Origin of the sequence: Limnohabitans sp. DCL3, from assembly GCF_048019295.1 — a bacterium.
GTDB lineage: Bacteria > Pseudomonadota > Gammaproteobacteria > Burkholderiales > Burkholderiaceae_C > Limnohabitans_A.
Map to the genome: position 1 here is coordinate 3,338,324 of NZ_CP171842.1, position 25,724 is coordinate 3,364,047.

At 63.0% G+C, this 25,724-nt stretch carries 25 protein-coding genes; 16 read left to right on the forward strand and 9 right to left on the reverse strand.

Translation table 11 applies throughout. The features are described 5' to 3' along the window. Positions 1 to 133: 133 nt before the first annotated feature. The 14 genes from ACHEXK_RS15345 to ACHEXK_RS15410 all read left to right on the forward strand — a co-directional run bounded on the left by ACHEXK_RS15345 (position 134) and on the right by ACHEXK_RS15410 (position 15,350). A complete protein-coding gene (locus ACHEXK_RS15345; protein WP_416547172.1) occupies positions 134 to 877 on the forward strand; it encodes a LytTR family transcriptional regulator DNA-binding domain-containing protein in 744 nt (247 codons plus the stop codon). 303 nt (positions 878 to 1,180) lie between these two features. Beyond that, complete coding sequence (locus ACHEXK_RS15350) at positions 1,181 to 2,044, forward strand: FAD binding domain-containing protein (RefSeq protein ID WP_416547173.1); 864 nt, start codon at positions 1,181 to 1,183, stop codon at positions 2,042 to 2,044. Between the two features lie 19 nt (positions 2,045 to 2,063). Further along, positions 2,064 to 2,549 (forward strand): (2Fe-2S)-binding protein, encoded by a 486-nt coding sequence (locus ACHEXK_RS15355; RefSeq protein ID WP_416547174.1) that lies wholly within the window; start codon positions 2,064 to 2,066, stop codon positions 2,547 to 2,549. Between the two features lie 29 nt (positions 2,550 to 2,578). Then, positions 2,579 to 4,990, forward strand: a complete 2,412-nt coding sequence (locus ACHEXK_RS15360) for an aerobic carbon-monoxide dehydrogenase large subunit (RefSeq protein ID WP_416547175.1) — start codon at positions 2,579 to 2,581, stop codon at positions 4,988 to 4,990. Between the two features lie 12 nt (positions 4,991 to 5,002). Beyond that, positions 5,003 to 5,632, forward strand: coding sequence for a CoxG family protein (locus ACHEXK_RS15365; RefSeq protein ID WP_416547176.1), 630 nt, complete (start codon positions 5,003 to 5,005; stop codon positions 5,630 to 5,632). Between the two features lie 8 nt (positions 5,633 to 5,640). Beyond that, positions 5,641 to 6,603: an AAA family ATPase gene (locus ACHEXK_RS15370; protein ID WP_416548972.1), complete on the forward strand. Its 963-nt coding sequence runs from the start codon at positions 5,641 to 5,643 to the stop codon at positions 6,601 to 6,603. Next, the gene (locus ACHEXK_RS15375) at positions 6,600 to 7,793 is read left to right on the forward strand and encodes a vWA domain-containing protein (RefSeq protein WP_416547177.1); all 1,194 of its coding nucleotides are present in this window, start codon (positions 6,600 to 6,602) and stop codon (positions 7,791 to 7,793) included. The genes ACHEXK_RS15370 and ACHEXK_RS15375 overlap by 4 nt, the downstream gene beginning before the upstream one ends. Positions 7,794 to 7,809: 16 nt before the next feature. Next, on the forward strand, positions 7,810 to 8,952 hold the full coding sequence (locus ACHEXK_RS15380) for an XdhC family protein (RefSeq protein WP_416547178.1): 1,143 nt from the start codon (positions 7,810 to 7,812) through the stop codon (positions 8,950 to 8,952). 2 nt (positions 8,953 to 8,954) lie between these two features. Next, positions 8,955 to 9,635 carry a nucleotidyltransferase family protein gene (locus tag ACHEXK_RS15385; RefSeq protein ID WP_416547179.1) on the forward strand — a complete coding sequence of 227 codons (681 nt, stop codon included), beginning with the start codon at positions 8,955 to 8,957 and terminating at the stop codon, positions 9,633 to 9,635. A gap of 17 nt (positions 9,636 to 9,652) precedes the next feature. Continuing rightward, positions 9,653 to 10,354 (forward strand): TIGR02466 family protein, encoded by a 702-nt coding sequence (locus ACHEXK_RS15390; RefSeq protein ID WP_416547180.1) that lies wholly within the window; start codon positions 9,653 to 9,655, stop codon positions 10,352 to 10,354. Further along, positions 10,347 to 11,501 (forward strand): hypothetical protein, encoded by a 1,155-nt coding sequence (locus ACHEXK_RS15395; RefSeq protein ID WP_416547181.1) that lies wholly within the window; start codon positions 10,347 to 10,349, stop codon positions 11,499 to 11,501. The genes ACHEXK_RS15390 and ACHEXK_RS15395 overlap by 8 nt, the downstream gene beginning before the upstream one ends. A gap of 25 nt (positions 11,502 to 11,526) precedes the next feature. Next, the gene (locus ACHEXK_RS15400) at positions 11,527 to 12,531 is read left to right on the forward strand and encodes an XdhC family protein (RefSeq protein ID WP_416547182.1); all 1,005 of its coding nucleotides are present in this window, start codon (positions 11,527 to 11,529) and stop codon (positions 12,529 to 12,531) included. 171 nt (positions 12,532 to 12,702) lie between these two features. Beyond that, positions 12,703 to 13,176 (forward strand): (2Fe-2S)-binding protein, encoded by a 474-nt coding sequence (locus tag ACHEXK_RS15405; protein ID WP_416547183.1) that lies wholly within the window; start codon positions 12,703 to 12,705, stop codon positions 13,174 to 13,176. Next, positions 13,173 to 15,350: a molybdopterin cofactor-binding domain-containing protein gene (locus tag ACHEXK_RS15410; RefSeq protein ID WP_416547184.1), complete on the forward strand. Its 2,178-nt coding sequence runs from the start codon at positions 13,173 to 13,175 to the stop codon at positions 15,348 to 15,350. Before ACHEXK_RS15405 ends, ACHEXK_RS15410 begins: the two co-directional genes overlap by 4 nt. A 45-nt stretch (positions 15,351 to 15,395) precedes the next feature. Here ACHEXK_RS15410 and ACHEXK_RS15415 read toward each other — a convergent pair whose 3' ends face one another. The 9 genes from ACHEXK_RS15415 to ACHEXK_RS15455 form a co-directional block, all read right to left on the reverse strand. Continuing rightward, a complete protein-coding gene (locus tag ACHEXK_RS15415; RefSeq protein ID WP_416547185.1) occupies positions 15,396 to 16,139 on the reverse strand; it encodes a sulfite exporter TauE/SafE family protein in 744 nt (247 codons plus the stop codon). Between the two features lie 29 nt (positions 16,140 to 16,168). Further along, on the reverse strand, positions 16,169 to 17,002 hold the full coding sequence (gene otnI, locus ACHEXK_RS15420; RefSeq protein ID WP_416547186.1) for a 2-oxo-tetronate isomerase: 834 nt from the start codon (positions 17,000 to 17,002) through the stop codon (positions 16,169 to 16,171). 15 nt (positions 17,003 to 17,017) lie between these two features. Beyond that, positions 17,018 to 17,683 (reverse strand): aldolase, encoded by a 666-nt coding sequence (locus tag ACHEXK_RS15425; protein ID WP_416547187.1) that lies wholly within the window; start codon positions 17,681 to 17,683, stop codon positions 17,018 to 17,020. Continuing rightward, positions 17,680 to 18,945, reverse strand: a complete 1,266-nt coding sequence (otnK, locus tag ACHEXK_RS15430) for a 3-oxo-tetronate kinase (protein ID WP_416547188.1) — start codon at positions 18,943 to 18,945, stop codon at positions 17,680 to 17,682. The genes ACHEXK_RS15425 and otnK overlap by 4 nt, the downstream gene beginning before the upstream one ends. Then, entirely contained in the window at positions 18,942 to 19,841 is a 900-nt protein-coding gene (ltnD, locus tag ACHEXK_RS15435; protein WP_416547189.1) for an L-threonate dehydrogenase, read from the reverse strand. The genes otnK and ltnD overlap by 4 nt, the downstream gene beginning before the upstream one ends. 10 nt (positions 19,842 to 19,851) lie before the next feature. Beyond that, positions 19,852 to 20,826: a Bug family tripartite tricarboxylate transporter substrate binding protein gene (locus ACHEXK_RS15440; protein ID WP_416547190.1), complete on the reverse strand. Its 975-nt coding sequence runs from the start codon at positions 20,824 to 20,826 to the stop codon at positions 19,852 to 19,854. A 128-nt stretch (positions 20,827 to 20,954) separates the two neighbouring features. Then, entirely contained in the window at positions 20,955 to 21,272 is a 318-nt protein-coding gene (locus ACHEXK_RS15445; protein ID WP_416547191.1) for an NIPSNAP family protein, read from the reverse strand. A 54-nt stretch (positions 21,273 to 21,326) separates the two neighbouring features. Next, positions 21,327 to 22,157, reverse strand: coding sequence for a DODA-type extradiol aromatic ring-opening family dioxygenase (locus ACHEXK_RS15450; protein WP_416547192.1), 831 nt, complete (start codon positions 22,155 to 22,157; stop codon positions 21,327 to 21,329). A 16-nt stretch (positions 22,158 to 22,173) separates the two neighbouring features. Then, complete coding sequence (locus ACHEXK_RS15455) at positions 22,174 to 23,058, reverse strand: NAD(P)-dependent oxidoreductase (RefSeq protein WP_416547193.1); 885 nt, start codon at positions 23,056 to 23,058, stop codon at positions 22,174 to 22,176. A gap of 156 nt (positions 23,059 to 23,214) precedes the next feature. Here ACHEXK_RS15455 and ACHEXK_RS15460 point away from each other — a divergent pair, with 156 nt between their 5' ends. Together ACHEXK_RS15460 and ACHEXK_RS15465 are read left to right on the forward strand one after the other, a co-directional pair. Then, a complete protein-coding gene (locus tag ACHEXK_RS15460; RefSeq protein ID WP_416547194.1) occupies positions 23,215 to 24,651 on the forward strand; it encodes an NAD-dependent succinate-semialdehyde dehydrogenase in 1,437 nt (478 codons plus the stop codon). A gap of 454 nt (positions 24,652 to 25,105) precedes the next feature. Next, on the forward strand, positions 25,106 to 25,723 hold the full coding sequence (locus ACHEXK_RS15465) for a hypothetical protein (protein WP_416547195.1): 618 nt from the start codon (positions 25,106 to 25,108) through the stop codon (positions 25,721 to 25,723). Position 25,724: the final 1 nt, after the last annotated feature.

The following is a 25,724-nucleotide window of genomic DNA, read 5'->3' on the forward strand; positions in this document are numbered from 1 at the left end:
CGCCTGGCCCGCGCAACCCTTTGGCCAATCGTTGGTACAGTCTGGGGCATCCAAGTTGCCTCGTGGCCTTGAATCACGGGTGGCTTGGGCTCACACTGAAAGTCGTCGATCAGGCGGCGAAAGAGACCCGACCATGGATGCCCCAACCACCGCCAATCCCAGCCTGTACTTGTTTGAAAAGTTCGAGGCCGGGGTCATCCATTTGGATGCCCAGCGCAATGTGCTGGCCATGAATGACTATGCGCGCCGGGTTTTGCCGGTGGACGAGAAGCAACCCTTCAACAAACTGGTCACGTCGTTTCACCCCGAGCGCTCCAAACCCAAGGTCAATTTTTTGCTTGATGAGGCCTCCGGTTGCCCCATGGCCAATGCGGTGCCGATGACGATGATCATCAACATCCCCGAGCAGGTGCTGCTGATCAAGGTCAGCCGCCTGGGCGATGCCCAAGGCGAGACCACGGGTTTTGCCCTGGTGTTCTACGACGTGACGCAAGTCGTCAGCCAAGACATGCCTGCGGTTCAGGCACCCGCCCACAACATGCGTTTGTCCCGCATTCCGATGGTGGCCGATCACAAGGTCTTGTTTGTGGACACCGCCGATGTGCTCAGTCTGGAGTCGCAAGCCCACTACACCCGGGTGTTGACCCGCGAGGGCTACCACTTTTGCAATCTGAGCATCGGCGATCTGGCGCTTCGCCTGGATCCGGCACAGTTCATGCGCGTGCACCGCTGTTTCATTGTCAACTTGCAAGCGGTCCAATCTTTGGGGCGTGAGGGCAGCAAAACCCACATCGTGCTCAAAGGCAAAAACACCCAAGCCGTGCCCGTCGCTAGGGGCGAAGTGACCCGTCTGCGCGAAGCCCTGGGTTTGGGCTGAGTCGCGCTCTGGACGCGAGCGCCTGGGGGCGATCTCCCCGCGCCATCAAGCGCCCATCACGGGGTGTATGGCGGGTTTCCGGTGGCCAAACCGAGGGTATTCACTGGACCTGGCGGCACCTTGGACATTCCCTGATTGCGAGGCGACGAAAGTCTGATCAATGCATTTCGTGCTCTATAAAGTGCATTTCGTGCAACAAATTGGCCATTAAGCGACGAAATTGGATAAAACCCGACTGGATAGTCGGAAAAGGACTCTCCCCAATACTTGTGAACTGTTTTCACAAAACTCAGGAGACCCTTGATGATTCCACCGCGTTTTGAATACCACGCGCCCAAAACCGTCGGCGAAGCGGTTGCTTTGCTCGGCCAATTGGGCTCTGACGCCAAGCTGCTGGCCGGCGGTCACAGCCTGCTGCCCATGATGAAGCTGCGATTTGCAGCGCCCGAGCACCTGATCGACATCAACCGCATTCCCGAACTCAAGGGCATCCGCGAAGAAGGCGGTACCGTGGTCATTGGGGCCATGACGGTGGAAAACGAGCTGATCAACTCGCCGCTTTTGCAAGCCAAAGTGCCCCTGCTGTGCGAGGCGGCCAAGCTGATCGCCGACCCCCAGGTGCGCAACCGCGGCACCATTGGCGGCGACATCGCCCACGGCGACCCCGGCAACGATCACCCTGCGCTGTCCATCGTGATAGATGCCTCCTTTGTGCTCGAAGGCCCGAAGGGTCGCCGCACCGTGGCGGCGGACGGCTTTTTCTTGGGCACCTACATGACGCAGCTCGAAGAAAACGAAGTCATGTGTGAAATCCGCGTGCCCGCATTTGCAGCGGGCACCGGCTACGCCTACGAAAAACTCAAGCGCAAGACCGGCGACTGGGCGACGGCCGGCTGTGCCGTGGTGATGCGCAAATCGGGCGACCAAGTCAGCCACGTGCGTGTGGCCCTGACCAACGTGGCCCCGGCCGCGTTGCGTGTGGAGGCTGCGGAAGCCGCCTTGCTGAACAAACCCTTCAACGCCGACAACGTGCAAGCCGCCGTGGAGGCCGCCATCGCCGCCTGCGATCCCGCCGAAGACCTGCGTGGCGACGTGGAATACAAGACCGCCATGGCCGGCGCCATGGTCAAACGCGCCTTGAACAAAGCTTGGTCACGTTGCGTCTGAAACACAAGGAAATAAAACCATGTCCAAAAAACTCGTCACCGTATCCGTCAACGGCAAAAAAGAAGAAAAAGCCGTGGAGCCGCGCACCCTGCTGATCCACTTCTTGCGCGAAGAACTCAACCTGACCGGTGCCCACATCGGCTGCGAGACCAGCCACTGCGGCGCTTGCACTGTCGATGTCGATGGCCAATCGGTCAAGTCCTGCACGCACCTGGCGGTGCAGTGCGATGGCTCGGAAGTGCTCACTGTCGAAGGCCTGGCCAACAAGGGCGTGCTGCACGCCGTGCAAGAAGGTTTTTACAAAGAGCACGGCTTGCAGTGCGGATTTTGCACCCCCGGCATGCTGATGCGCGCCTACCGCTTTTTGCAGGAGAACCCCAACCCCAGCGAAGACGAGATCCGCCACGGCATGGCCGGCAACCTGTGCCGCTGCACCGGTTACCAGAACATCGTCAAAGCCGTCCAGTACGCCGCCAAGAAACTGCAAGAGCCCGTTGCGGCTTGATGCGCCACCCCATTTGATCGGAGACACACATGAACGCACCGGTACAAACCGCTGAAGCCCGCGAAATTGCGTTGGCTGGCATGGGCGCATCGCGCCTGCGCAAAGAAGACGCCCGCTTCATCCAGGGCAAGGGCAACTACGTGGACGACATCAAGATGCCCGGCATGCTGCACATGGACATCGTGCGCAGCCCGATTGCCCACGGCCGCATCGTCAAGATCAACAAGGAAGCTGCGCTGGCCATCCCAGGCGTCCACGCCGTCCTGACCGCCGACGACTTGAAGCCCCTCAAGCTGCACTGGATGCCCACCCTGGCGGGCGACGTGGCCGCCGTGCTGGCCGACCAGAAAGTCCACTTCCAGATGCAGGAAGTGGCCATTGTGATTGCCGATGACCGCTACATTGCGGCTGACGCGGTCGAAGCCGTGGAAGTCGAGTACGAAGAACTGCCGGTCGTGATGGACCCCTACGCGGCTTTGCAACCCGATGCGCCTGTGATCCGTGACGACCTGGCGGGCAAGACCGAGGGTGCCCACGGCAAGCGCGACCACCACAACCACATCTTCACCTGGGATGCAGGTGACAAGTCGGCTGCCGATGCTGCGTTTGACAAGGCCGAAGTCACCGTGTCGCAGCACATGTACTACCCCCGCGTGCACCCTTGCCCGCTGGAGACCTGCGGCTGCGTGGCCTCCTTTGACCCGATCAAGGGCGACCTGACCACCTTCATCACCTCGCAAGCGCCGCACGTGGTGCGCACTGTGGTCTCCATGCTCTCGGGCATCCCCGAATCCAAAGTGCGCATCGTCAGCCCCGACATCGGTGGCGGCTTTGGCAACAAGGTCGGCATCTACCCCGGTTATGTGTGCGCCATCGTGGCTTCTATCGTGCTGGGTCGCCCCGTCAAGTGGGTCGAAGACCGCATTGAAAACATCTCGTCCACCGCCTTCGCCCGTGACTACCACATGGACGGCGAACTGGCCGCCACCGCCGACGGTAAGATCACTGGCCTGCGCGTGAACGTGGTGGCCGACCACGGCGCCTTCGACGCCTGCGCCGATCCGACCAAATTCCCTGCGGGCATGTTCCACATCGTCTCAGGCAGTTACGACATTCCTGCGGCGCACGCGAGCGTCAAGGGTGTCTACACCAACAAGGCCCCCGGTGGCGTGGCTTACCGCTGCTCCTTCCGCGTGACCGAAGCGGTGTACCTGATCGAGCGCATGGTCGACGTGCTGGCGCAAAAGCTGGGCATGGACAAGGCCGAGATCCGGGCCAAGAACTTCGTCAAGAAAGAGCAGTTCCCCTACACCAGCGCCTTCGGTTTTGAATACGACTCGGGCGACTACCAAACCGCTTTGGACAAAGTGCTCGAAGCCGTGGACTACAAAGGCCTGCGCGCCGAGCAAGCGGCCAAACGCGCCGACCCCAACAGCCCCACGCTGATGGGCATTGGTTTGGTGACCTTCACCGAAGTGGTGGGTGCAGGCCCCTCTAAGATGTGCGACATCTTGGGCGTGGGCATGTTCGATTCCTGCGAAATCCGCATCCACCCCACCGGCAGCGCCATCGCCCGCATGGGCACCATCACGCAAGGCCAGGGCCACCAGACCACTTACGCGCAGATCATCGCCACCGAGCTGGGGATTCCGTCTGAAGTGATTCAGGTCGAAGAAGGCGACACCTCCACCGCGCCTTATGGCCTGGGCACTTACGGCTCGCGCTCCACGCCTGTGGCCGGGGCCGCCATCGCTTTGGCCGCCCGCAAGATCCACGCGAAAGCGCGCAAGATTGCGGCCCACATGCTCGAAGTCAACGAGAACGATCTCGACTGGGAAGTGGACCGCTTCAAGGTCAAGGGCGACGACAGCAAGTTCAAAACCATGGCCGATGTGGCATGGCAGGCCTACCACCAGCCACCAGACGGCCTGGAGCCAGGTTTGGAGGCCGTGCATTACTACGACCCACCGAACTTCACCTTCCCCTTCGGCATCTACCTGTGTGTGGTCGACATCGACCGCGCCACGGGCGAGACCAAAATCCGCCGCTTTTATGCGCTGGACGACTGCGGCACCCGCATCAACCCGATGATCATTGACGGCCAGATCCATGGCGGCCTGACCGAAGGTTTTGCCGTGGCCATGGGCCAGCAAATGCCCTTTGATGCACAGGGCAACTTGTTGGGCAACACCTTGATGGACTACTTCTTGCCCACCTTCGTGGAAACCCCACACTGGGAAACCGACCACACCGTGACGCCTTCGCCGCACCACCCGCTGGGCGCCAAGGGCGTGGCCGAGTCACCCCACGTCGGCTCGATCCCGACCTTCACATCGGCGGTGGTCGACGCCTTCTCGCACCTCGGTGTCACGCACTTGGACATGCCGCACAACGCTTTCCGTACTTGGAAAGCCTTGCGCGAGCATGGCGCCGCTTTGTAATCAGGAACCACCATGGAAGTCAAACTCGACAAACAATACCCACTGGATGTGGATGCGGCACGGGCTTGGGCCCTGCTGACCGACCTCAAAGCCACCGCCAACTGCATGCCCGGAGCGGAGATCACCGAGCAGCTGTCCGAGACCTCGTTCAAGGGCGGCGTCAAGGTCAAAGTGGGCCCGGCTGTGGCCCAGTTCGGCGGCACGGTGGACGTGGTCGAATCTGTGCCTGCTGAGCGCAAAATGGTCTTGCGTGGCAAGGGCGCTGACAAGGGCGGCTCGTCCGCCTCGATGGACCTGACCGCGATCATCACCGCCGACCCGGCCAACCCCGCGCATTGCGTGTTGAACGGCCAAGCGTCGGTGATCGTGAACGGCAAGTTCGCGCAGTTTGGCGGCCGCATGATGGTGCAGGTGTCCGACATGCTGCTGGCGCAGTTCGTCGAGAACTTCCGCCAGACCGCGCTGACCTTGCCTGCGGCAGAAGGCTCGCCTGCCGCTGCGCCGGTGGCTTCGGGTGCCGAGGCTGCAGCGCCGGCGGCCGCGCCTGCCGCCCCCGTGGTGGCCCGTGAGATCAATGGCCTGGCCATCTTTTGGGCTTTGCTCAAGAGCTGGTTCGGCGGCTTGGTCGGCAAGAAAGCCTGAGCATGACGATGCCAGACCTGAGCGCCACCGCACCCTCTCCCGCCGAGCAAGAGCGCTTGCTGCGCGAGCGGCTGCAGCGTTCGGGTTATCTGGCCGATGCCGACCTGGCCACCACCGTGTGGCTGGCGTCGGCCTTGCAGCGCCCCTTGTTGCTCGAAGGCGACGCGGGCGTGGGCAAAACCGCCTTGGCCACGGCCTTGGCCCAATCACAAAACGCCACCCTGGTGCGCCTGCAATGCTTTGAAGGCCTGGACTTGGCGCAAGCCGCTTACGAATGGAACTACGGCCGCCAGTTGATGGCCATCCGCATGAGCGAAGCTGCCCAAGATGGCGCTGGCCGTGTGCGCGAATCCGATGTGTTCAGCCGCGACTATTTGCTCGAGCGCCCTTTGCTGCGCGCCATCAGCCAGACCGGCCCCTGTGTGCTCTTGATCGACGAGATCGACCGTGCCGATGAAGCCTTTGAAGCCTTCTTGCTCGAAGTGCTGGCCGAGTACCAAATCACCGTGCCTGAGATCGGCACCATCCGCGCCACCCACATTCCGCAGGTGATTTTGACGAGCAATGGCACGCGTGAGCTGTCCGATGCGCTGCGCCGCCGCTGCCTGTACCACTACCTCGATTACCCGACGCTGGCGCGCGAGATCGCCATCGTCAAAACCGCTTTGCCCGAGGCCGACACCCGCTTGGTCGAAGACGCGGTGCAGTTCGTGCAGCGCCTGCGCCGCGAAGACCTGGCGAAGATCCCCGGCATTGCTGAGACGCTCGACTGGGTGCGTGCGCTGTTCCAGCTGCGCCACAGCCAATTGCCCGAAGACATGTCGGCCGTGCTGGGCACCCTGGGCTGCTTGCTCAAGACCCGGGAAGACCGCTTTGTGATGGGTCCTGACCGCCTGCGTCAGCTGGTCGAAGGCCGACGCAGCGTGGGCGTGGCTGAGAATGCCAACGAGCAGGCCAAAGTGGCGGCATGAGTGCCCAGGACGCCGCCACCGACAGCAGCACGCCGACAGTGCGTCTGGCCGGTTTTGCTGCGCTTTTGCGTGAACATGGTCTCACGGTGGGCGTGGCCGAGCAACAAGCCATGCTGCAGGCGATGCTGTATCTCGGCCCCTTGCACGAGCGTCCATTGCAAGCTGCTTGGCGTGCCATTGCCTGTCACAGCCAGCGCGAATGGCAGTTGTGGGCCGATGTGTACGAGCGCTTTTGGCACCCCGAGAAATTGCGCGGTGGCGTCAAAGTCAGTGGCCAGACCCGGCCCAGCCGCCACCTGCGCCAAAGCGTACAAGCCATGCACGACGAGATGCAGGCGACCCAGCAACCGGCCAGCCAGGCCGGCCAAAGCGCAGCACCACAAACCGCAGGCGACATGGCGTCCAACCCGCCTGCACAAAGCGATGCTGGCGTGCCTCGCGCCCAAGGCGGTGCCAGCCGTGCCGAAGCCTTGCACCAGCGCGATGGCCAAATGTGGATGCCGCAAGAACTCAGTGCCTTGCAAAGCTTGGCCCGTCAGATCACGGCCAAACTGCAGCCCCGCGCCACCCGCCGCTGGCGCGTGGCCCCACGGGGTCAGCGGCTGGATCTGCGTCAGACCCTGCGCCGCAGCGTGGGTTGGGGCGGTGAGTTGTTGCAACCGGCCTGGAAAGTCAAACGCGTGGAACCCCCGCGCCTGTTCATCCTGGCCGATGTGAGCCGCTCGATGGAGTCACACGCGGCACTGTTCTTGCGCGTAGCGCGCGCCTTTGCGCTGGAAGGCGATGCGCGGGTGTTTGTGTTTCACACCCGTCTGGCCGAGGTCACGCCCTACATGCACCGCGACACGCCTGCGATTCAGGAAAAAATCAATGCCGTCACCGCTGGTTTTGGCGGCGGCACGCGCATTGCCGCGAGCCTGCAAGACTTTGCCCGACACCATGCGCGCGCGCAGCTCAACCGGGGTGCCCGTGTGTGGGTGTTCTCGGACGGCTTTGACACCGATGGGCCGGAGCTCTTGCGCGTAGCCCTGCAGGAAGTGCGCGCACGTGGTGCACGCATCACTTGGTTTCACCCCACGCGCCAGGTGCCTGCGGCCGGGGCTTTGCAGCGCGCGCGTGCCATGATTGAACGCTTCGTGCCGCTGGCCACTTTGGCCGACTTGGCCGCAGCCCGCCACGTGCTGCACTGAAGCACGTGGACAGCACATGCCATTGAAAAACGACGACAAGGAAAGCGCCATGAACCGCAACGAATGGATCAGCCAAGCCGCCCGCTTGCAAGCCGCCGACCAGCCCTTTGCGCTGGTCACGGTGCTCAGTGCCCAAGCGCCCACCTCGGGCAAAGCGGGCGACAAGGCAGTGGTCACGCCCGATGGCCAGATCCACGGCTGGATCGGCGGTGGCTGCGCCCAGCCTGCCGTCATCAAAACGGTGCGCCGTGCTTTGCTCGACGGCCAGCCGCGCAAGATACGCATTGCCCCCTCGGACGAAAGCGCCGAGCGCGATCTGGGCGATGTGCTCGAATTTGGCATGGCCTGCCACTCCGGCGGCACGCTCGAATTGTTCATTGACCCGGTCATGCCCAGTGCCACCTTGACCGTGGTGGGCGACTCGCCTGTGGCCCGTGCGTTGGTGGGCTTGGCCCCTCGCGTGGGTTTGCGCGTGGCGCTGGTGGCGCAGGGCGCGCAGGCCGCCGATTTTCCCGATGCCGACAAGGTGCTGGACAGCGACGATGTCGCTGCTGTCAGCGCGCGTTTGGATTCGCCCTTCGTGGTGGTGGCCACGCAAGGCCGCCGCGACCTGCAAGGCCTCAAAGCCGCACTCGCCTTGCAGCCGCAAGGCCTGTGGTTTGTCGCCAGTGCCCGCAAAGCGGCCGTGTTGCTCGACACCTTGGTGACCAGCGGTGAAGACCCCGCGGCCGTGGCCCGCATCGTGGCGCCGGCGGGTGAATTCATCGGCGCGCAAACGCCCGAAGAAATTGCGCTGTCGGTGCTGACTTCGGTGGTGGCGGCACGGCGTGGGCGGGAGCCGGTGGCGACCCAGGCCACTGGGGCTTGGGCTGCTTTGCCACCGTCCATGGCGCCTTCAACCCTTGCTGCATCTGCATCTGCATCTGACGCTGCGTCGTCTTCTTGCTGCGCGACCACTGCGGCCATCGAGCCCAAGGAGCTTGCCAAGTCCCAGGCCCTTGCGCCGGTCGCTGCCGGCACTTGCTGCGGTGGGTCCCAAGCGACGGCGGGCCAAGCCGCTGCCCTGGCGTCCGATGCCGTCCCAGCTCGGACAGCCGAGCCAGCATCGGCCAGGGTGGCTGTGCCAGCATCGGCCAAATCTTCTTGCTGCGGAGGCTGAACATGGGTTGCATTCTCAAAGGTGGCGGGGGCTTGTACAGCCGCGTCACGGTGGGCGCGGTGTTGTTGGCGGCAGGCGCAGGCTCGCGCATGGGCAACCGCCCTAAAAGTCTGCTCGAATTGGGGGGCGTGCCATTGATCCGCCGCCAGTTGATCGCCCTGTCGGGCGCGGGGGTGGATGAAGTGGTGGTGGTGCTGGGCCACTACGCCGATCGCATTGAAGAGGCGGTCAAAGAGTTTCCGGTGACTTTGGTGCGCAATCCCGATCCGGATGCGGGCCAGATTTCCTCCTTGCGTTTGGGCTTGCAGGCCCTCTCGCCCAAATTGGACGCGGTGCTGGTGGCCTTGGCTGACCAGCCGCTGATCAATTCTCAAGACATCAATGACCTGATCGGTGCCTACAAAAAACGCCCCGCTGGCGCGCAAGTGGTGCAACCCACGGTGGACGGTTTGCCGGGCAACCCGGTCATGTTCAGCACCGAGGTGCGCGACCAAATTTTGGCGGGTGCCGCCCATGTGGGTTGCCGCCAGTGGCAGTCGGCCAACCCCGAGCAAGTGCACCCGTGGGCCACGCCCAACGCCCGCTACCGGACCGATGTGGACACCCTCGAAGACATCGAGGCGCTGGCCGCACGCACAGGCCACCGGCTCAAGTGGCCAGCCGATTTGTGCATCGCCGCTTGACTCCGGCAGGCACCGCCATGATCCAGCCCGACCCGCTCCACACGCTGTGGCACACGCCCATTGGCGTGCACCGGTTTGCGCAAGCCGAGGCGGTCAACGACGTGTTGGTGCGCGTGTTTCAGACCATGCGGGCCACGGATGTCGCTCAGTCCGGGGCGGCGCCCAAAGCCTTTTACGCCAGCCGTGACGATTTGCTGCAACGCATTCGCCTGCCCGAGTGGGAGCAGCTGGTGCGCTTCATCGTGGACAGTGTGCGCCAGACCGTGGTGCTGGCCAACCAAGGCGCTTGGCCCGAGGCCAAACCGGGTTTTCAGATCGCGCTGCGCGGCATTTGGTTCCAGCTGTCCAGCCAAGGCAGCCACCACGATGTGCACACGCACGGCAACTGTTCGTGGTCGGGCGTGTATTGCCTGCAAGTCGATCCGCCTGAGCAGCGCTGCCAGCATCCGGTGCTGGGCGCGGCCAATGGGGTGACACGGTTCTATGGTCCACACTTCAACCGGCTGGGCGGCGCGGCCATGGATTTTGGCAACGCCTATTTGCAAAATGCGCACCTGGACATCGCGCCGGTGCCGGGTCAGTTGGTGGTGTTCCCCTCGTGGCTGGCGCACCAGGCCATGCCCTACCACGGCGAGGCCGAGCGGGTGATCGTGTCCTTCAATGTGAGCGTGCACGCGGCCGGTGGTTCCGACCAATTGCATGGGTACGCACATGTCTGACACCCGACATGTTCCACGGACTCGACAAGGTGCATGGGTTCATGCCAGTGAGGTGGCGCATTGGACGGTGCTCTTGCTCGCTTGGCTGTGGCTGGGCGAGCAGGGCATGCGCTTGGGCTGGTCGCTGGCCAGCGGCGTGTTGGCGGTGGCACTGTGGTGGGCAGCACGGCTGTTCAGCCGTGGCCGTGCGTGGGCCTTGGAGTCGGGCTCGGCCTGGATGGGGCTGTTGGGCTTGCTCAGCGCTTGGGGTGTTTGGTGGCCTGATTTTTTGTCAGACCACCATGCAGCCCATGCGGGCTTGCTGGCGGTGGCTGTGGTGTGGGGGGTGTGGTGCGGCCTGATCGAGACCCGCAGCCAGACCAGCACCTTCACTTTGGGCCCGGTGGCATGGCACCCGGTGGTGGCGGCGGCTTTGGCGTACGGGGTCTGGCGCATGCCGGGCAGCACCTTGTTGGCCCCTTTGGGGGTGAGTGCAATGCTGGCGCTGTGTGCGGCCGTTTTGCATGCGCGCGACCGCAGCGCGGCCTGGCCGCCGGGACTGTGCCGGGGTGTCCAAGCCACTTTGCCGCAGGTGCTGCCGGGGTCGGCGATGGGGTTGATGATGGGCAGTCTGTGGTTGGGCAATGGCTGGTGTGCAGGTTTGAATTGGTCACTCGAGTCGATGGCCTCATCCCATTTGGTGTTGATGGCAGGCTTGCCCGCTTTGGTGGCTGTGCTCACGCGCTGGTGGGGGCCTGCAGACGCTGCTGCAGCGCACGAGCGTCTGCGCTTCATCGGTTTGGCTTGTTTGGTGTTGGGCCCGGTGATGTTCTTGGGTGACAGTGGCGTCCATGGCGTTTTGGCCATGTTGCTGCCCTCGTTGGCCTGGGCTGTGCATCTGGGCCGTCACCGCATGCCGCCCGGCGCTGCTGTGCGCTGTGCGCCAGGGGTGCAACGCGGCTTGGCGCTTTTGCTGGGGCCAGGCTTGCTGGCTTGGGTGGGTGTGCTCAGTCCTTGGCAAGGCCCGCTGGCCATGCAGTCGGCTTTGGCCCTGTTGGGGGTCTTGGCGGCTGTGCAAATTCTGCAGGGCGCCTGGCGCAAGGCGCTGGCCAGCGCCCACCGCCGTCGGCTGAGCGCACAAAACTGGCACCCATCGGGCTCACCCTGATGGCGCATTCATAACGGAGACACACATGAACAGCATCGACATCGACGTGATCCGCACCGCCCTCGACTGGCAAAACCGGGGCCACCGCGTGGTCATGGGCACGGTGGTGCGCACTTGGGGTTCGGCCCCGCGCCCGCCAGGTTCGCTGATGATCATCCGTGACGATGGCCAAGTGGCCGGATCCGTCTCGGGTGGCTGCATCGAAGACGATTTGATCCGCCGCGTGGCCGCTGGCGAGTTGGCGCTGCGCTTGCCCGACACCACCACCTACGGTCAAACGGCCGAAGAAGTGCGCCGCTTCGGTCTGCCCTGTGGCGGCTCTGTGCAGGTGGTGCTGGAGCCGCTGTCGGCCCAGTCGCAATTGCGCGAATTGCTGGTGCTGATCGAACAACACCAACGCGTCGAGCGCCGCATGGACATGGCCACCGGCATGGTGCGCATGGGGGCGGCCACCGAAGGCGACAAGTTGCTGTTTGATGGGCAAAGCCTGACCACCGTGCATGGCCCTCGCCTGCGTTTGCTGATCATTGGCGGGGGGCAGTTGTCGCGCTATTTGGCCGCCATGGCGGTGATGTTGGACTACCAGGTCACCGTGTGCGAGCCGCGTGCTGAATACCACGAGGGGTGGGATGCCATGGCCGGTGTGACCCTGTCCACACAAATGCCCGATGACCTGGTGCTGGCCATGCGCCTGGACCACAACAGCGCTGTGGTGGCGGTGACGCACGATCCCAAGCTCGACGATCTGGCCTTGATGGAAGCGTTGCGCACGCCCGCGTTTTATGTGGGCGCATTGGGCTCGCGTCACAACAATGCGCAGCGCCGCAAGCGCCTGCTCGAATTTGAAGTGTCTGAGGCCGAAGCCGCGCAACTTCGGGGCCCGGTGGGCCTCAATCTGGGGGCACTGACACCGCCCGAAATTGCCATGAGCATCGTGGCCGAGATGACCGCCATGCGCCGGGGTGTGGATTTGAGTCAGGCGCTCAGCAGTTGGGAAAGCTCCAAGACCGTGTGTGGTCTGGCGGCCTGATTCGGGGTTTGCCCGAAGTTGAGCCTTGAGCGACAGCCGGCCTAAGGGGCGCACTTTATGTTCATGCTTTGAGGCGTTTTGCGAGGCGAAAGCGCGTGCAGCCGTGGCAAACCGTACGCAGTCAGTGGGGCGTCGCCCCTTTCATCCGTCAGCGTTCAACAGGAGAAACGCATGGTTCGATTCAAAGTCAATGGCGAGGCCGTCTCGGTCGATGCCACGCCGCAGACCCCTTTGCTGTGGGTCATCCGCGAGAAACTCAACCTCACGGGCACCAAGTTCGGTTGTGGCATCGCCCAGTGCGGTGCTTGCACGGTGCACCTCAACGGTGAGCCGGTGCGTTCTTGCGCACTGCCGGTTTCGGCCGTGGAAGGCAAAAACATCACCACCGTGGAGGGTCTGATGAAGACCCCCACCGGCCAAGCCCTGCAAGCCGGTTGGGTCAAGGCCCAGGCCCCGCAGTGCGGTTATTGCCAGTCGGGTCAGCTCATGACCGCGGCCAAGGTGATCAGTGTGGTCAAGAAAGACCTGAGCCGCACCGAAATTCTGGAAGCCATGAGTGGCAACATTTGCCGCTGCGGCACCTACAACCAGATTGCCAGCGCCGTCTCGCACGCCCAAAAAACCCTCAAAGGAGGCAAGGCATGAAAACGATGAACACCGCCATGACACCGAGCGTCTCTCGCCGCTCCTTCATCCTTGGCTCGGGGGGCTTGGCCTTGGGCCTGTCCTTTGGCTTGACACACACCGAATTGGCTCTGGCCCAAGCACCTGGCGCAGGTGGCTTTGGCCCCAACAGCTGGATCAACATTGGCTTGGATGGTGTCGTGACCTTGATGTCGCCCGCCGCCGAGATGGGCCAAGGCACCATGACCGCCATGCCTTTGCTGCTGGCCGAAGAGATGGACCTGGACTGGGGCCAAGTGCGCGTGGTGCAGTCGCCCAGTGACCCCAAGCGTTTTGGCAACCCGCGCTTTGGTGGTGGCATGACCACAGGGGCTTCGCGCACGGTGCAAGGCTACTACGAGCCGCTGCGTCTGGCGGGTGCCCAAGCCCGTCTGGTGATGGTGAATGCCGCTGCGCAAGCCATGGGTGTGCCGGCTGCCGAGCTGCGCACCGAGGCCAGCCGCGTGATCCACAGCAGTGGCCGCACCATGACCTATGCCGACATCGCCAAAGTGGCGACGGTTCCGGCCGATCTGCCCAAAGTCGACAAAAGCATGCTCAAGCCGATGGCGCAGTTCCGCCTGATCGGCAAAGACATTCCCCGCGTGGACGTACCGGCCAAATCCAGCGGCCAAGCCATGTACGGGATTGACCAGCGACTGCCCGGCATGTTGTGGGCGTCGGTGTTGCGTGCGCCGGTGCAGGGCGAAACCCCTGAGCGCGTGGACGACAGCGCAGCCCGTGCGGTGGCTGGGGTCCAAAACGTGGTCCGCTTGCCCTATGGCGTGGCGGTGGTGGCCGATTCGTTTTACACCGCCAAAATGGCGCGTGACAAACTCAAGGTCGTCTGGAGTCAACAAGCCAAGGCGCGGGTTCAGTACACCGATCAAATGCGCGTGGAGTACACCAAGCGGGCCGAGGATTTGTATGACAAAGGCGTGGCCTTCATTGCCCATGGTGACGCCGCCAAGCAGTTGGCCGGTGCCACGCGCACTTTCAGTGCCACTTACACCAGCGAAATGGTCAGCCACATTTGCTTGGAGCCCATGAACTGCACCGCACGTGTGGACGGCGAGAAAATCGAAGTCTGGGCACCGGCCCAATCGGCCTCCTTTGTCAGTGGCACCGTGGCGGGGGCGGCCGGCTTCAAGCCTGAAAACATCACGGTCAATATCACCTTGCTCGGGGGTGGTTTTGGGCGTCGGGTGGAGGCCGATTACGCGGCCGATGCGGCCTTGGTGGCCAAGGCCATGCCGGGCACACCCATTCAGGTCATTTGGACCCGGGAAGACGACATGGTGCACGACAAGTACCGGCCCATGACGGGGCAGCACCTGGTGGCCGGTGTGGACGCGCAGGGCAAAATCGTGGGCTTGTTGCACCGCGTGGTGTCTGAGGGGGTGTATGCCCGTGTGGTGCCGCCCGCGTTCAAGGCTTCAGGCGGCAAAGACGCGCCCGTGATGGAAGGCACAGAAATCACCTACGACATCGCCGACCACAGTGTGCAGTTCATGATCGAGGACCGTGGTATTCAGGCCGGCTTCTGGCGTGCGGTGGGCCCCGGTTACACCAAGTTCGCGCTTGAGACCCTGATCGACGAAGTGGCGCGCGGCGTCAAAGCGGACCCCCTGGCTTACCGCATGGACCTGCTCAACAAGAACCCACGTGGCCAAGCTGTGCTCAAAGCGGTGGCTGATATGTCGCAGTGGGGCAAGGCCAAGTTGCCCAAAGGCCATGCCTTGGGTCTGGCGTTTTCAGACGCTTGGAACACCTTCTGCGGCATGGTGGTGCAAGTCTCCATCGTCAACGGCCGGCCCAAGGTGCACAAGGTCTGGTCTGCGGTGGATTGCGGCCACGCTTTGCAACCGCAAAACGTTCAAGCCCAAATTGAAGGCTCCGTGATCTTCGGTTTGTCAGCGGCTTTGCACGAGCGCATGGACTTCCGGGCTGGTGAACCCCAGCAAACCAACTTGAACACTTACCAAGTGCTGCGTGCCCACGAAGCGCCCGAGGTGTTTGTGAAAGTGCTGCCCACCGACAACCATCCCGGTGGCATTGGCGAAGTTGGACTGCCCCCATTGGCACCGGCCATTGCCAATGCGATCGCGGCAATCAACGGCAAGCGCTTGCGCGCACTGCCATTGCCGATGGTTTGAGCGAGCATTCGCCAAGGCCAGGGCAAGTTTGCCTTGGCCTTGGCTTCAAGCTCGAATCACGTCAACGATGAGTTTGATGGAAATCACCAGCAAGCCCAGTTGCACCCATTTGAAGAACCAGTCGTCCGCGATTTTGCGGGTCAGGTAAGCGCCCACCACGGTGCCCACCAAGGCGAACGGGATCAACACCAAAGCCCCTGTCAGTTCAGTGGCGCCATACGGCTGCAGCTGGTGGTAAGGCCCCAGCTTGGCCAAGTTGATGACGGCAAAGAACAAGGTGGAGGTGCCGGCAAACACCACTTTGGGTAATTTTTGGGGCAAGAGATAGACCTGGAATGGCGGCCCACCCGCATGCGCGATGAAGCTGGAAAAGCCCGACAAACTGCCCCACACCAGCCCTTTTGTCCAACTGGCTGGGCGCGGTGTTTGGGCGGTGTGGCGCTTGCGCCAGGTGTTGAGCACAAAGCCGACCCCCATGAGGCCAATCATCATTTTCACAGCCGTGTCAGACACCAAGGATGCCGTCAGCCAGCCCACCAGCACACCGCCCACACCCGCCGGAACGAGGATTTGCAGATTGATGGCACTGAAATGCCTGCGGTACAGCCACAGCCCCACCATGTCAGAGATGATGTAGATCGGCAGCAGCATCACCACCGCTTTGACCGGGGACATGAACAACGACAGGATGGGCACAGACAGCATGCCCACCGTGGGCAAACCCCCTTTGGACAAGCCCACCATGGCCGCAGCCAATCCAGCCCATATCAGGTAGTGAAGATCATCCATCACAGTTCAAATCACGCCACACCCCTGACTCACAAATAAGGACGCACCCAGCCCAGGCCGCGTGATGTGCCCCCCGCTGAAGCATCGGCCGGGTTGTACTCGCAACCGATCCAGCCCTGCCAGCCGCATTCGGCCGACACCTTGTCGATGACCTGGAAGATGTGCGTCCAGTTCACTTCGCCCGTGCCGGGTTCATGGCGGTGAGGCACTTCGGCGATTTGAAAATGGCCAACCTGGCCTGTAGGCAGGTACTGGGTGATCTTGGCGCTCAAGTCGCCCTCCACAATCTGGCAGTGGAACAGGTCCATTTGCACCTTCACATTGGAAGCCCCCACGGCCTGCACGATGCGGTGCGCATGGTCTTGGCGGTTGAGGTGAAAGCCTGGCACGCTGCGCGGGTTGATGGGCTCGACCAAGACGTCGCGTCCGGCTTTGGCGGCTTCGGCCGCGGCCCATTGCAAGTTGCTGACGAGGGTGACGTCTGCGGCCTCAGCGCTGGCACCCTCTGCTCGTAAACCCACCATGGCGTGCACGCGAGGGCAGCTCAGCGCTTCTGCATACACCAGGGCTTGCACAAAACCGGTGCGAAATTCGGTTTCCCGTCCGGGCACGCTGGCGGTGCCCCGGCTGCCAGTTGCCCAGGCCTGGGCAAAGCTGGCGCTGTCGGTGCCACCTGAGGGCGTGTTGAACAGCACTTGTTGCAAGCCGTTGTTTTTCAGCCGTGCGGCCAGCTCTTGGGCTGGAAAGGCGTACGGAAACAAATACTCCACCGCCTTGAACCCGTCTTGGGCGGCCGCTTCAAAGCGATCCAGAAACGGCAGGTCGGGGTACATCATCGACAAGTTGGCGGCAAAGCGGGGCATGGGGTTCTTTCGGGGTTACCAACGGGCACCAAAGGTTTGGCGCAGTTCGTCCAAGTCTGTGGCGCGCAGGGGTGGGGTGTGGGGCTGCAGCAGCATCAGCTGCGCAGTTGCTTCGAGTTCTTCCAGGGTGGCCATGGCCGCGGAGGGTGTGTCGTGCCACACATTGGGCCCCAGGCGCGGCAGCATCACCGCGCGGATGGGCGTGCCTTGCGCGGCGTGGTGGCGAATCAGATCGGCCACTTCTTTGGCCGCATCCGGGCTGCCCGGGCGGTGGTAGCGCACCAAAGGCACGTGGCCGACCTTCATCACAAAATAAGGCGTGATCGGCGTCAGCAACTCAGGCCCGTGGGCGTTCAGGCTGAGCGCCACGCAGTGCGTGCTGTGGGTGTGGATCACGCAGCGCGTGTTGGCATCGGTTTCACAAGCCGCAGCGTAGATCTGGCGGTGCAGGGCGATGGTCTTGCTGGCCTTGTCACCGCTGACTTGCTCGCCTTGCAGGTCCAGCTTGGCCAGACGTGCCGGCTCCAGAAAGCCCAAGCACGCGTCGGTGGGTGTGATCAGGAAGCCGTCATCGAGGCGCACGCTGATGTTGCCCGCCGTGGCGTGCACTAAGCCGCGCCCGAACAGGCTGCGGCCCACCCGGCACATCTCCTCGCGGGCTTGGGATTCGGTGAAGTTCATGCCAGCACTTTAAAGGCTTTGGTGAAGAAGTCATCCGTGCCAAAGTTGCCCGACTTGAGTGTGATGTGCACGCCCCCCCCTTGGGTTGGCGCATGGCACCAGGGCACGCCGGGGTCGATCTGCGGACCGATCTGCAGCTGCGCCATCGCCAGCGCCTGCACGCAAGCGCCCGAAGTTTCGCCGCCCGCCACGACCAGCTGCTGCACACCCAAATCCACCAGGCCCCGCGCCACGGCAGCCAGCGCGTGCTCGACCAAAGCACCCGCTTCGGCCACGCCCAGCTGGGCCTGCACGGCTTTGACTGCCTCAGGCTCGGCGGTGGAATACACCAGCACCGGGCCATCCTTCAAGAGCGGCGCGGCCCAGGCCAGCACCTGCTGCACCACGTGGCTGCTTTGGCCGTCCATCAGCGCCGCCGGGTGGATCGCCATCGTGGGTCGGCCTGTCTTTTTGAAGTGCGCCACTTGGGCATTGGTGGCCAGCGAGCAGCTGCCTGAGACCACGGCTTGCCAGCCACTGGCTGCCGGTAACTGGCTTGCCTGAAGTGAAGGCTTCAGGCCAAAGTTGGCGGGCAGGCCAATGGCCACGCCCGAACCGGCGGTGACCAGCGGCATGTTTTTCAAGGCTGGCCCAAGCAGGTGCAGGTCCTCGTTGCTGGTCGCATCCACCACGGCCACGCCCACGCCTTCGGCGCGCAGTGTGGCAATGCGTTCGCGGATGGCCGCTTCGCCTTGCGCCACGGTTTTGTAGTCGATCAAGCCCACCTTGCGCTTCGTTTGCGCCTGCATGACACGCACCAAATTCGCGTCGGTCATCGGTGTGAGCGGGTGGTTTTGCATGCCCGATTCATTGAGCAGCACGTTGCCTGCGAACAGGTAGCCCTTGAACACGGTGCGGCCGTTGTCCGGAAAGGCCGGGGTGGCGATGGTGAAGTCTGTGCCCAGTGCGTCCATCAGCGCTTCGGTCACCGGGCCGATGTTGCCCTCAGGCGTGCTGTCAAAGGTCGAGCAGTATTTGAAATAAATTTGCTGAGCGCCTTGCGCCTGCAGCCACTTCAAGGCCTCGAGCGATTGCGCAATCGCTTCGGCGGCAGGTATGGTGCGCGACTTGAGCGCCACCACCACCGCGTCCGCATCGGCTGCCAAAGGGGTTGTGGGCACACCGATGGTCTGCACCACCCGCATCCCAGAGCGCACCAGGTTGTTGGCCAGGTCCGTGGCGCCCGTGAAGTCGTCGGCAATGCAACCCAGTTGGATTTTCATGCCTTGCCTTTCGGCAACTCAATGCCCGGGAAAATCTTGATGACCGCGCTGTCGTCTTCCTTGGCAAAGCCGGCGGTGCTCGCCTGCATGAACATCTGGTGCGCGGTGCTGGACAGTGGCAGCGGGAACTTGCTGGCACGCGCCATGTCGAGCACGATGCCCAAGTCCTTCACAAAAATGTCCACGGCCGACAGCGGTGTGTAGTCCGCCGCCAGCACATGGGCCATGCGGTTTTCAAACATCCAGCTGTTGCCTGCGCTGTGGGTGATCACCTCGTACAGCGCATCGGCGTCCACGCCTTCGCGCAAGCCCAGCGCCATGGCCTCGGCCGCAGCGGCAATGTGCACACCCGCCAACAGCTGGTTGATGATCTTGACCTTGCTGCCCGCGCCCGCGCTGTCGCCCAGCTTGTAAACCTTGGCCGCCATGGCGTTTAAAAATGGCTCGGCCAGGGCGTAGGCTTCGGGCTTGCCGGCGGTCATCATGGTCATCTGGCCGCTGGCGGCTTTGGCCGCGCCCCCCGAGATGGGTGCGTCCACGTAACGCAAGCCCATGGCCTCCAGACGCGTTTCAAGGGCCACCGACCAATTCGGGTCCACGGTGGAGCACATCACGAACACGCTGCCCGGCTTCATACTCGCGGCACAACCGGGGGTGGTGCCATCGCCAAACAGCACGCTCTCGGTCTGTGCGGCATTGACCACCACGGACACGACCACGTCACACGCCGCGCCCAGTGAGGCCAGCGTGTCATGCGCGGTGCCGCCGGCGTGCGTGAAAGCCTCGGCCACCTCGCGCCGCACATCGAACACCTGCACGCTGTGTCCGGCGCGGCGCAGCGATTGCGCCATGCCCGAGCCCATGGCCCCCAATCCAATCAATCCGACTGTGGTCATGTGGGTCCTCTCAATCCAGGTTGATCTTGGCGAACGCCGCCACTTTTTTCCATTGCGCCATGTCGGCCTGCATGAAGCTGGCCATCCCTTGGGCGTTCACCCAAGTGGGCTCGGCACCGGCTTTTTGGATGGCCGCTTGGACCTCGGGCTGCTTGGCCACACGCTCCAGGGCTTGCTCCAGTTTTTGGGCCACCGGTGCAGGCAAGCCCGCAGGTGCGGCCAGACCGAACCAGGCGAAGACCTGGTAACCCTTGATGCCAGCTTCTTCCATGGTGGGCACATGGGGCAAGGCGCTGCTGCGCTGCGGCGTGGTCACGGCCAAGGCCTTGAGTTTGCCGCCGTTGATCAGGCCCAGGGCCGAAGGCAGGTTGTCAAACATCATGCTGACCTCGTCGGCCATCACGGCCGTCAGACCCGCCGCTGCCCCCCGGTAGGGGATGTGGGTCACAAACAAACCGGACTGGCTTTTGTAGAGTTCGGCGCTCAGGTGCAAGGACGTGCCCTGCCCGTTGGATGCGTAATTGAGTTGGCCGGGCTTGGCTTGGATGCGGGCACTCAAATCGGCCACGCTCTGGATGCCCGATGCCGGGTTGACCACCAGCACATTGGGCACGCGGCCGAGCAGACCCACCGGCACGATTTGCTCAGGCTTGTAGGGCAGCTTGGTGTACAGCGCAGGGCTGATGGTCAGCGGTGGCGACGCCATCAAGAGGGTGTAGCCGTCGGCCGCTGCGCGGGCCGCTTCGGCAGCACCCAGGTTGCCCCCGGCGCCGGGCTTGTTGTCAATCACGATGGGCTGCCCCAATTCTTGCGACAGTTTCGGCGCCACCAAACGGGCCATGTTGTCGACCAAGCCACCGGGCGGAAAAGGCACCACCAATTTGATGGGGCGTGCCGGCCAAGCTTGCGCCCCAGCGGTGGTGGCCAATAGGGGCGACAAGGCGACCACGGCAGCGGCCGCTGCGATCCAGTTTCTGCGTTGCATGAGGGATTCCTGAGGAAATTAATCAGGTCATCATACAAATTTTGAATCGCCTTCGCATCAGGGTGAACACGGGGAGTGGCCCGCGTCCGCCGGTGCACAGGTTCAGCCAGGTGCCGGCGTGGCCGAGCTCAGGGTTGAGGCCCCCAAGGCGCCGAGAGCATGAGTTTGTTGTTTTGCTCGCGCATCAGTGGGCGAATCTTGGCGGCAAAGGCCATGAACTCGGGATCGGCAAACACCCCCGCCCAAAAGGCACGGCGGTCGGCGTCGTCGTCGAACTTCCAGACATGGATCAGCTCGTTGATCGCCCCCACATCGCCCGTGAAGTAACCCACCAATTTGGGCGGGTGCTTGGCCAGGGCAGGCCAGCCTTCGTTGGTGTAATGCGAGATGACTTCGGACATTTTTCCGACGATCACGGCGTAAGTGCGCAGTTCATAGATGGCCATGAAGAAGCCTCATGTGGATGACAAGACATGTCACTTTAGAGTCGGCAGCGCCATTCATCTGTCGGCCAGGTGACGCCGCTCGGCTCCGTGAAACGCGTACCCATCCATGGCAATCACGTCGTCACTGATGCCCCGAAAAAAAGCGCTGGCTTGGGCTTGTGGCCCGGCAGCACCGACGGCGCTGAACAAAGGCAGCAGGTGCTCGTCTGTGGGGTGGGCGCGTTCGCCGGCAGCCTGAGACCGGTAGGCCATCAAGCCGTTTGTATCGCGCGCCACCATGTGGCGGTGGACCCAGTCGGCAAATGCCTGAACATAGTCTGGGGCAGAGCCGCCTTGACGGCGCAAGACCATCAGATCACGCAAGTTGTGCGTGATGTTGCCCGAGGCAATGAGCAACACCCCTTGATCGGCCAAAGTGGACAGGGCTTGCCCCACCCGCAAAGCATGGGCCGGGCCCAGGTGGCTTTGCACCGACACAGGGACCACCGGCACGTTGGCCAAGGGGAACATCTGAAGCAGCGGAATCCAAGCACCATGGTCTAAGCCGCGTTGCGCATCTTGCGCCACAGGCAGGCCGGCGTTTTGCAAGGCGCTGACCACCAGCGCAGCCACTTCAGGGCTGCCCTGGGCGGGGTATTGCATGTCGTACAGGCGCGGGTCAAAACCGCCAAAGTCGTGGATGGTCTCGGGTCGCCTGGAAAAACCCACCGTCGGTACGGCGGTTTCCCAATGGGGGCTGATCACCACAATGGCGCGGGGCGTGTCCAATTGGGGCACCAGCGCGCTCATGGCCGCCCCTGCCGCACCCGGATGCAGGGCAAACATGGGTGAGCCATGGGGCACAAACAAAACAGGGTGCAAGGCAGTCAGGTGGTGGAGGGTCATGGTGGGCGGAAGGGCCTCAGGCGCTTTGGGTGGACAAGTACTGCACGATTTCTGGCAGCAAAGTTTGGGGGTCTTGTTGTTGGCAGGCTTGGGCCACGGTCGCGTGCAGCGCCTTGGCGATGGTGTCGTGCGCCCCGGTTTCTCGGGCCATGTCGCCGTAATAGCCCAAGTCTTTCAGGGTGTTGCCCATTGAAAAACGCAGCCCCGTGCTTTCGCCGCGCAGCAGATAGGGCTTGAGCCGTTCGAGTGCGGCACCCCAGCCGCCGCCTTTTTCCAAAACTTCCACAAACACCGCGTCGTCGATGCCCGAGCGACGTGCGCATGCCGCGGCTTCGGCCAGCAAGGTGACCGACCCCAAAGAGACAAAGTTGTGCAGCAGTTTCATGCGGTGACCTGCACCGACCGCGCCTGCATGCACGATGTTTTCGGCAAACGTGGCCAGCAGGGGGCGGCAAAATGCCAGCAAGGCCTCATCGCCGCCCACCAACAGGTTCAGCCGCCCTTGCATGGCCTCATTCGGGGTTCGGGTCATGGCCGCATCCATGAAGCGCACGCCCTGCTGCGCCAGTTGTTGGGCCACCTGCACGGTGGAATCGGGCAAGCTGGTCGAGCAGTCGATCACGGTCATGCCCTTGCGCAGACCGGCCAACAAACCCTGGTCGCCCGCCAAGATGGCTTCGACCTGTGCCGAGCCGTTGACACACAAAATGACCACATCGCTGGCTTGCGCCACAGCCTGTGCCGTGCTGGCGGTGCGTGCGCCAGACGCGATCAGCGCATCCAAGGGCTGGTTGCCCGGGTGTGCCATGGCGGTGAGGGCGTAGCCCTTGTGGACGATGTTGGTGGCGATGCCCAGGCCCATGAGGCCCAAGCCAATCATGCCGATGCGCAGGCTTTGCATATTGGTTCCTGAAAGGTGAAGGGGGTCAGTGCGCTCAAAGCGAACAAGCCCAAGTGTAGAGAGAACGGGCGGTGCGGGGCCGAAACCCTGGGGCGAGCGTTGACGGGTGTCACGCGTGTTGACGCGATGGCCTGTTTTTCGCGCCACAATGCCACCATGACCTACCCCCATACCCAACTCTTCATCAACGGCCAATGGTGCGATGCCGAAGGCGGTCGCACAATGCCCGTGTTCAACCCCTCGACGGGCACCGAAATCGGTCGCTTGGCCCATGCGGGCATCGCGGATCTGGAGCGTGCCGCACAAGCGGCGCAAAAGGGTTTTGAAATTTGGCGCGACACCCCTGCCAATGAACGCAGCGCCATCCTGCGCAAAGCGGCGGCCCTGATGCGCGAGCGCGCCCCGCAAATCGCCGAACTCCTCACACAAGAACAAGGCAAGCCCTTGGGCGAAGCCAAGGTCGAGGCCATGTCGGCCGCCGACATCATCGAGTGGTTTGCCGAAGAAGGCCGCCGCGTGTATGGCCGCATCGTGCCGCCGCGCAACGTGAATGTGCAGCAGCAAGTGCTGAAGTTGCCCGTGGGCCCCGTGGCGGCTTTCACGCCCTGGAACTTCCCCATCAACCAAGCCGTGCGCAAAATGTCTGCCGCCTTGGCCACTGGTTGCTCGATCATCGTCAAGGCCCCGGAAGAAACCCCTGCCGCCCCGGCCGAACTGATCCGCGCCTTCCACGATGCGGGTGTGCCCGCTGGCGTGATCGGTTTGGTCTATGGCACGCCGGCCGAGATTTCCAACTATTTGATCGCGCACCCACTGATCCGCAAAATCACCTTCACCGGCTCTACCCCCGTGGGCAAGCAACTGGCCGCCTTGGCAGGCCAGCACATGAAGCGTGTGACGATGGAGCTGGGGGGGCACGCCCCGGTCATCTTGGCCGAAGACGCCGACATCGGCTTGGCCCTGAAGACCGCGGGTGCGGCCAAGTTCCGCAACGCAGGACAGGTTTGCATCTCGCCTACCCGCTTTTTGGTGCACCACCAAATTGCCGACGAATTTGCACAGCGTTTTGCCGAACAAGCGCAAGCGCTCAAGGTGGGTGACGGCTTGGCTGCCGGCACGCAAATGGGGCCGCTGGCCAACGAGCGCCGCTTGGCGGCCATGCAGGCCATCGTGCAAGACGCCCGAGCCAAAGGCGCCAAGGTCCTCACCGGCGGTGAGCGCATCGGCACGCAAGGCCATTTCTTCGCGCCCACCGTGCTCTCGCATGTGCCGCTCGACGCCGACGTGGTGAACCACGAGCCGTTTGGCCCGATCGCTGCGATCCGCAGTTTTGACAAGATCGAAGACGCCATCGCCGAGGCCAACCGCTTGCCATTTGGTTTGGCGGGCTATGCCTTCACCAACTCCATGAGAACCATGCACCAGTTGAACCAACGCTTGGACGTGGGCATGTTGTGGGTCAACCAACCCGCTGCGCCATGGCCTGAGTTGCCCTTTGGGGGCATGAAGGATTCGGGTTACGGCTCCGAAGGCGGCCCGGAGGCGCTGGAGGCTTACCTGAACACCAAGACGGTGTCGATCTTCCACGCCTGAGTGTCAAAGCTGCGTGTCTGGGCGTGACAGCGCACAGACCGGTTTAACGCAGCAGCCGATGATGGGCCGATGGACAAACACCGGAGCCTGTCATGACCCCAAATAACCTGCGTCCGTGTGGGATCGCCAGCATGCTGGCAATCACCGCCACTGCTTGGGCGCAAGCACCGGTGGACTTTTCGAGCAGGTGTCTTGAGGCACGCGGGGTCACGGGTCACACCGGGTGTGCCGTCGGCTTGTGTGCCGCGCATTCGAGCGCGGATGTGTTTGACCAGCTCCATCCTTGGCGGGGCGGCTACCGTGCCGTCATAGCGGGTGATCAGCACGAACCAAGGCATGCATCCAGCCGCGTCGGCATGGGGGCGATGACCTTGCATGTTGTGGGTGGATTGCCTTTGGAGGGACCTGTCTGGGTGGTGGATGACCGAACATCGAGGTTCACTGGGAGAACTTGATGGCTTGGTTGGACTTTTTGAAAAATGGCAATGAACTGAGTGAGCTTTTGATCGAGGGCCAAAACCCCTATGGTGCGCAATTGCTCAAGCAAGCCGATGTGGACCAGATGCGGGACCATCTCCAGCCTGGTGAGCGTGTGTTGGCGTATGTGTCTGGCCGAGTGGTCTTGGCCGGTCGTGGATTGTGGCTGTTGACCGATCAAAATTTGCTGATTTCAGAGCATGCCAGCGGCACCCTGGTCCACCACTTGTCGCTCCAAGACATCAGCCAAGCCCAGTGCATCAAAGGCAAATACGGCTACACCTTGCGTGTGACGGCGGCGGGTCAGCAGCGCAGCGTGTACGGTGCGTCCAGCCACTTGGCCGCGGTGTTCTACCGTGCATTGGGTCAACAAGCGCCATGCAGCCCGGTTTTGCAACCCACCGCGCTGGACGCAGACGATGTGGCCGAAGTGGTGCACCATTTCACAGATGCTGCGCTGCGTTTGCAACCCGTGGCCATGGTCCATGCCGATGCCCGTGCCTTGATCGCGCAACTGGCCCAAGACGCTGCCGCTCAGGGTTGGTTGCAGCCCAGCGAAGCGCGCCTGCTGCGTGTGGCCGAAGCGGCGCACTGAA

What these genes read in the sequence shown, in the direction of transcription:
- ACHEXK_RS15385 (WP_416547179.1), top strand. Translation starts at nt 8,955, where the DNA reads ATGGGTTGCATTCTCAAAGGTGGCGGGGGCTTGTACAGCCGCGTCACG.
- otnK (WP_416547188.1), bottom strand. Translation starts at nt 18,945, where the DNA reads ATGAAAATCCAACTGGGTTGCATTGCCGACGACTTCACGGGCGCCACG.
- ACHEXK_RS15410 (WP_416547184.1), top strand. Translation starts at nt 13,173, where the DNA reads ATGAAAACGATGAACACCGCCATGACACCGAGCGTCTCTCGCCGCTCC.
- ACHEXK_RS15380 (WP_416547178.1), top strand. Translation starts at nt 7,810, where the DNA reads ATGCCATTGAAAAACGACGACAAGGAAAGCGCCATGAACCGCAACGAA.
- ACHEXK_RS15390 (WP_416547180.1), top strand. Translation starts at nt 9,653, where the DNA reads ATGATCCAGCCCGACCCGCTCCACACGCTGTGGCACACGCCCATTGGC.
- ACHEXK_RS15350 (WP_416547173.1), top strand. Translation starts at nt 1,181, where the DNA reads ATGATTCCACCGCGTTTTGAATACCACGCGCCCAAAACCGTCGGCGAA.
- ACHEXK_RS15405 (WP_416547183.1), top strand. Translation starts at nt 12,703, where the DNA reads ATGGTTCGATTCAAAGTCAATGGCGAGGCCGTCTCGGTCGATGCCACG.
- otnI (WP_416547186.1), bottom strand. Translation starts at nt 17,002, where the DNA reads ATGCCCCGCTTTGCCGCCAACTTGTCGATGATGTACCCCGACCTGCCG.
- ACHEXK_RS15395 (WP_416547181.1), top strand. Translation starts at nt 10,347, where the DNA reads ATGTCTGACACCCGACATGTTCCACGGACTCGACAAGGTGCATGGGTT.
- ACHEXK_RS15445 (WP_416547191.1), bottom strand. Translation starts at nt 21,272, where the DNA reads ATGGCCATCTATGAACTGCGCACTTACGCCGTGATCGTCGGAAAAATG.
- ACHEXK_RS15400 (WP_416547182.1), top strand. Translation starts at nt 11,527, where the DNA reads ATGAACAGCATCGACATCGACGTGATCCGCACCGCCCTCGACTGGCAA.
- ACHEXK_RS15345 (WP_416547172.1), top strand. Translation starts at nt 134, where the DNA reads ATGGATGCCCCAACCACCGCCAATCCCAGCCTGTACTTGTTTGAAAAG.
- ACHEXK_RS15415 (WP_416547185.1), bottom strand. Translation starts at nt 16,139, where the DNA reads ATGGATGATCTTCACTACCTGATATGGGCTGGATTGGCTGCGGCCATG.
- ACHEXK_RS15450 (WP_416547192.1), bottom strand. Translation starts at nt 22,157, where the DNA reads ATGACCCTCCACCACCTGACTGCCTTGCACCCTGTTTTGTTTGTGCCC.
- ACHEXK_RS15465 (WP_416547195.1), top strand. Translation starts at nt 25,106, where the DNA reads ATGGCTTGGTTGGACTTTTTGAAAAATGGCAATGAACTGAGTGAGCTT.
- ACHEXK_RS15440 (WP_416547190.1), bottom strand. Translation starts at nt 20,826, where the DNA reads ATGCAACGCAGAAACTGGATCGCAGCGGCCGCTGCCGTGGTCGCCTTG.
- ACHEXK_RS15365 (WP_416547176.1), top strand. Translation starts at nt 5,003, where the DNA reads ATGGAAGTCAAACTCGACAAACAATACCCACTGGATGTGGATGCGGCA.
- ltnD (WP_416547189.1), bottom strand. Translation starts at nt 19,841, where the DNA reads ATGACCACAGTCGGATTGATTGGATTGGGGGCCATGGGCTCGGGCATG.
- ACHEXK_RS15355 (WP_416547174.1), top strand. Translation starts at nt 2,064, where the DNA reads ATGTCCAAAAAACTCGTCACCGTATCCGTCAACGGCAAAAAAGAAGAA.
- ACHEXK_RS15360 (WP_416547175.1), top strand. Translation starts at nt 2,579, where the DNA reads ATGAACGCACCGGTACAAACCGCTGAAGCCCGCGAAATTGCGTTGGCT.
- ACHEXK_RS15375 (WP_416547177.1), top strand. Translation starts at nt 6,600, where the DNA reads ATGAGTGCCCAGGACGCCGCCACCGACAGCAGCACGCCGACAGTGCGT.
- ACHEXK_RS15370 (WP_416548972.1), top strand. Translation starts at nt 5,641, where the DNA reads ATGCCAGACCTGAGCGCCACCGCACCCTCTCCCGCCGAGCAAGAGCGC.
- ACHEXK_RS15455 (WP_416547193.1), bottom strand. Translation starts at nt 23,058, where the DNA reads ATGCAAAGCCTGCGCATCGGCATGATTGGCTTGGGCCTCATGGGCCTG.
- ACHEXK_RS15460 (WP_416547194.1), top strand. Translation starts at nt 23,215, where the DNA reads ATGACCTACCCCCATACCCAACTCTTCATCAACGGCCAATGGTGCGAT.
- ACHEXK_RS15425 (WP_416547187.1), bottom strand. Translation starts at nt 17,683, where the DNA reads ATGAACTTCACCGAATCCCAAGCCCGCGAGGAGATGTGCCGGGTGGGC.